At 61.6% G+C, this 4477-nt stretch carries 5 protein-coding genes; all 5 read left to right on the forward strand.

The features are described from left to right. The coding region (locus TU74_RS24360) for a hypothetical protein (protein WP_157315206.1) at nucleotides 1-137 on the forward strand (137 nt) is incomplete at its 5' end. A 124-nt stretch (nucleotides 138-261) separates the two neighbouring features. After that, nucleotides 262-1422, forward strand: coding sequence for a CaiB/BaiF CoA transferase family protein (locus tag TU74_RS22715; RefSeq protein ID WP_048377728.1), 1161 nt, complete (start codon nucleotides 262-264; stop codon nucleotides 1420-1422). Beyond that, nucleotides 1419-2561, forward strand: a complete 1143-nt coding sequence (locus TU74_RS22720) for an acyl-CoA dehydrogenase family protein (protein WP_048377729.1) — start codon at nucleotides 1419-1421, stop codon at nucleotides 2559-2561. Before TU74_RS22715 ends, TU74_RS22720 begins: the two co-directional genes overlap by 4 nt. A gap of 129 nt (nucleotides 2562-2690) precedes the next feature. Beyond that, entirely contained in the window at nucleotides 2691-4118 is a 1428-nt protein-coding gene (locus TU74_RS22725) for a purine-cytosine permease family protein (RefSeq protein WP_047291234.1), read from the forward strand. 64 nt (nucleotides 4119-4182) lie between these two features. Continuing rightward, nucleotides 4183-4477: electron transfer flavoprotein subunit beta/FixA family protein (locus TU74_RS22730; RefSeq protein ID WP_048377730.1), on the forward strand; the 295-nt coding region annotated here is incomplete at its 3' end.

Consider the following 4477-nt stretch of genomic DNA (forward strand, 5'->3'; position numbering starts at 1 on the left):
AAGCGGCCGAACGCATCGCCCGCGTGCTGCACAACGACCCGGCCACCGGCGTGATGCGCCATGCCGACGCCGGGTATGAAATCGCCATCGACTGCGCCAACGAACAGGGCCTGAACCTGCCGATGATCAACGGCTGAGCCGCCCCCACACCTGATAGTCGCTGACGAAGGTCGGGATAGCGCGTACGTGGGCCACACAGGCTGCACGGTGTACGCCTGCCTGCGTCAATGGCTGACCTGACGACCCTGTGAGGCAACAACCATGAGCAACAGTCCGTTTACTCAACAACTGCAAGGCGTGCGCGTGCTGGACATCAGCCGCGTACTGGCGGGCCCGCATTGCACCGCGATGCTGGCGGACCTGGGGGCTGATGTCATTAAGTTCGAGGTGCCGCAAGAGGGCGATGACGCACGGCATCTGGGGCCTTTTCTTGCGGGCGAAAGCGTGTACTTCGACCTCATCAATCGCGGCAAGCGCAGCGTCGAGATTGATTTCAAAGACCCGTCGGACCGTCAACGCTTTTACGAACTGGTGGCCGACGCCGATGTGCTGGTGGAGAACTTCCGCCCCGGCGTCACCCGGCGTCTGGGCATTGATTTCGATACCCTGAAGCAGCACAACCCGCGACTGATCTACGCCAGTATTTCCGGTTTCGGGCAGGACGGCCCCCTGTCGGGTCGCCCGGCCTACGACATTGTGGCCCAGGCCATGTCGGGCTTGATGAGTGTCACCGGATTTGCAGCCACGGGGCCTACCCGCAGCGGCGAGTCCATCGGGGACTTGTGTGCCGGGGTCTACGCCGCCTGGGCCATCAGTTCGGCTTTGTTTGCCCGCGAGCGCCATGCGCCGGGCGCGCAATACATCGATGTGGCCATGTTCGACGTGTTGTTCAGTCTGCAAATGACCGGTTTGTCCAACCTGTATGCCAACGGTGTGGCACCGGGGCTGGTGGGGAACCGACATCCGGTGTCCACCCCGTTTGACACCTACCGGGCTGCCGACGGGTTGGTAGTGATTGCGGTCGCCAGCAACCGGCTGTTTGAGCGCCTGTGCCAGTGCATGGGCCAGCCTGAGCTGGCAATCGACCCGCGCTTTATCGACGACGCCAGTCGTACCCGGCACGAACCGCAACTGCGGGCTGCCATTGAGGCATGGACCGCGCAACACAGCGTCGAGCACCTGTGTGACGGCTTGCTGGAGGCAGGGGTGCCGTCCTCGCCGGTGTGGGATTTGGCTGAAGCCGCCAGCAGCGAGCATGCCCGCGTGCGTCAGTTGCAGTTCCAGCCACCCGGCGCGGCAGTGCCTTGTGTGCCGCAACCGGTGTTCTTCAACGGTCGCAAACCCCACGCCCTCACTGCAGCCCCGCGCTTGGGGGCTGACAACGCCATTTTTGGTTTGAGTAAAACAGGAGTGAACCCGTGAATTTCAACATGAATGCAGAAGAACTGGCGGTGGTTGAGAGTGCTGAACAGGTCGCCCGCGAAGTGATTCAGCCCTTGGCGCAGCACTACGACGAGAGCGAAAGTTTTTGTCTGGCCAGCATCAAGGCGTTGGGTGACTTGGGCTTTATGGGCATTAACCTGCCAGAAGCCTACGGCGGCCTGGGCATCGGCAGCCTGGCGATGAGCCGCGTGGTGGAAGCGGTCGCGGGTGCCTGTGCCTCGACGGCCTCGGCCATGACGGCGCACTTTTTGGCCACCGATTCGATTCTGCTGGGCGCCACGGAACAGCAAAAGCAGGAGTGGTTGCCCCGGGCGGCCAGCGGGGAGTGGTTGGGCGCATTCGCCCTGACCGAGCCGGCCGCCGGTTCCAACCCGGCCGACATGCGCAGCCGTGCCGTGCGCGAAGACGGTGGCTGGCGTGTACGCGGCAGCAAGCACTACATCACCAATGCCAAGGAAGCCGACTTCATTGTGCTGTACGTGAAAACCGACGCGGAGGCCGGGCACAAAGGCATCAGTGCATTCAGGGTGCCCAAGGGCACGGCCGGGATCAGTTTCTCCAGCCCGGAGAAAACCATGGGTCTGCGCGGCAGCACGATCTATGAGTTGGCGCTCGATTGCTGGTTGCCAGAGACTGCGCTGCTGGGTGTCGAGGGGCAGGGTTTCAACACGGCCATGGCGGTGCTGGATCGTGGGCGGGTGGAGGTGGCGGCCATGTCGCTGGGGATCGCCAGCGCAGCGTTGCACGCCAGTTTGAACTGGGTGCGTGAGCGTCAAATAGGGCCTAAACCCCTGGCGGCGTATCAAGGTACGCAATGGCGCCTGGCGGACATGTATGCGCAGCTCGAAAGTGCCCGCCTGCTGACCATGAAAGCCGCTGCCCGGCGTGACAGCGGCGAGCGTTTCAGCCTTGATTCTGCGACGGCCAAACTGGTGGCGGCGGAGTGCGCCGGGTTTATCACCGATGCTGCGCTGCAATTGCACGGCGGGTACGGCTACAGCCGTGACTTGCCGTTGGAGCGTTACGTGCGCGATGCGCGGATCTTGCGGATTTTCGAAGGCACTTCTGAAGTGCAGAAAATCATCATTTCCCGGGCGTTGCTCGACGCCCGCCCGTAACGCGCACGTGGCAGGTGCGCAGGCACCTGCCCAGGGTTGCAAGGATGCGGTGAAGGTCAGGTCAAGGATCGGAAAAGTCATTCCAAAAACAATGGGCGCACCGACGGTGACAGCCCCAAGGAACTGCTTATGTCCACGCACAACGAAGATTCACCGCGGGCCTCGCTGGTCGAACAGCGCTCTATTGATTACATCCCCGAGTCCGAGCGACACGGGCGGTTGTTCAGTCAGTTCACCCTGTGGTTCGGGGCGAACCTGCAAGTCACGGCCATCGTCACGGGCGCCCTGGCCGTGGTCTTGGGCGGTGATGTGTTTTGGTCGCTGATCGGTTTGCTGATCGGGCAAGTGCTGGGCGGCGTCATCATGGCACTGCACGCCGCTCAGGGCCCGAAGCTGGGGTTGCCGCAAATGATCTCCAGTCGTGTGCAATTCGGGGTGTACGGGGCCGTGATCCCGATTGTGCTGGTGTGCCTGATGTACGTGGGGTTTTCGGCCAGCGGCTCGGTGCTGGCGGGGCAGGCGGTGGGGCAATTGGTCGGCGTGAGCGATTCGTGGGGCATCCTGATTTTTGCGGCCCTGATTGTCCTGCTGACCATCCTGGGCTACCGCACGATTCACATGATTGGCCGCGTGGCCAGCGTGGTTGGGGTGCTGGCGTTTTTCTACCTGTTCTACACCTTGCTGTCGCAAAACGATGTGGGCCTGTTGTTGAGCAATAAACACTTTTCGCTAAGCAGCTTTTTATTGGCCATCTCGCTTTCGGCGTCCTGGCAGATTGCGTTCGGGCCGTATGTGGCCGATTACTCGCGCTATCTGCCGTCTACCACCTCGTCGCTCAAAACCTTCCTCGCGGTGGGGCTGGGCTCGGTGGTGGGGTCGCAGATCTCGATGGTGTTTGGCGTGTTTGTGGCTGCATTGGCCGGTGACCGGTTTGCCGGGCATGAGGTGTCGTACATCGTGGGGCTGGGGGCGAGCGGGGCTATGGCTGCGCTGCTGTATTTCTGTGTGGTGTTTGGCAAGGTGACGATCACCACCCTCAATGCCTACGGCAGTTTCATGTCGCTGGCGACCATCGTCAGCGGGTTCCGTGGCAATCACCGGATCTCCAAAACCCTGCGTCTGGTGTACATCCTGCTGATGGTGGGGTTTGCCACCACGCTGGCGTTGCTCGGGCAGCATTCATTCCTCAAGGATTTCTCGGCATTCATCCTGTTCCTGCTGGCGTTTTTCACACCGTGGAGCGCCATCAATCTGGTGGACTTCTACCTGATCAGCAAAGAGCGCTATGACGTGCCGGCGCTGTCTAACCCGAATGGCCGATACGGGCGCTGGAACCTGCGCGGTATTCTGGTATACGCCTTTGGGGTGCTGATTCAGCTGCCGTTTATCGCCACCAGTTTTTACACCGGGCCGCTGGTGGCGTCGCTGGGGGGCACGGATATTTCCTGGATCATCGGTCTGACGCTGCCCGCGTTGGTGTATTACCTGGTGGCACGCAATAGCGCACATGCCGTGCCCGATCAACTGATATTGCCGGTCGAACCGGCCACGGTTTAACGGTTTTTCTCAATCGCAGACGTGGACGGCCCGGTTGCGCGGGGCCGTCCTCAAAGGAGCAACCATGAAGGTGCTGGCTTGTATCAAACGCGTTGTCGATTACAACGTTAAAGTTCGCGTCAAGGCGGACAACTCCGGCGTTGACCTCGCCAACGTCAAGATGTCGATGAACCCCTTCTGCGAGATCGCTGTGGAAGAAGCCGTACGCCTGAAAGAGAAGGGCGTGGCAACTGAGATCGTCGTCGTCTCCATCGGCCCGACCACGGCTCAGGAACAGCTGCGTACCGCGCTGGCACTGGGTGCAGATCGCGCCATCCTCGTCGAATCCGCCGAAGACCTGACCTCGCTGGCCGTGGCCA

The sequence above is a fragment of the Pseudomonas lundensis genome (assembly GCF_001042985.1).
GTDB lineage: Bacteria > Pseudomonadota > Gammaproteobacteria > Pseudomonadales > Pseudomonadaceae > Aquipseudomonas > Aquipseudomonas lundensis.

Excerpts from the sequence above, each read along its gene's own strand:
- TU74_RS22715 (WP_048377728.1), top strand. The coding sequence starts at position 262 with ATGAGCAACAGTCCGTTTACTCAACAACTGCAAGGCGTGCGCGTGCTG.
- TU74_RS22725 (WP_047291234.1), top strand. The coding sequence starts at position 2,691 with ATGTCCACGCACAACGAAGATTCACCGCGGGCCTCGCTGGTCGAACAG.